This window comes from Streptococcus fermentans (genome assembly GCF_040888305.1).
GTDB lineage: Bacteria > Bacillota > Bacilli > Lactobacillales > Streptococcaceae > Streptococcus > Streptococcus fermentans.
Genome location: NZ_JBFNFG010000017.1, coordinates 1,931 through 2,374 on the forward strand (window position 1 = coordinate 1,931; position 444 = coordinate 2,374).

Annotated in this window: 1 protein-coding gene; it reads left to right on the forward strand. The window is 36.7% G+C overall.

Features of this window, described 5'->3' with window-relative positions; translation table 11 throughout:
• Nucleotides 1–444, forward strand: a 444-nt coding sequence (locus AB2B50_RS09760; RefSeq protein WP_414169922.1) for a hypothetical protein, incomplete at both ends; no start/stop codon positions are given.

Genomic DNA, 444 nt, shown 5'->3' on the forward strand with positions numbered 1-444 from the left:
TACTGACTCTGATACTGATTCACTTACTGATTCTGAAACTGACTCTGATACTGATTCACTTACTGATTCAGAGATTGATTCGCTTACTGATTCTGAAACTGACTCTGATACTGATTCACTTACTGATTCAGAGATTGATTCGCTTACTGATTCTGAAACTGACTCTGATACTGATTCACTTACTGATTCAGAGATTGATTCGCTTACTGATTCTGAAACTGACTCTGATACTGATTCACTTACTGATTCAGAGATTGATTCGCTTACTGATTCTGAAACTGACTCTGATACTGATTCACTTACTGATTCAGAGATTGATTCGCTTACTGACTCTGATACTGATTCAGATATTGACTCAGAGACTGACTCAGATACTGATTCAGAGATTGATTCGCTTAGTGATTCTGATACTGATTCAGAAATTGATTCGCTTACTGATTCTGA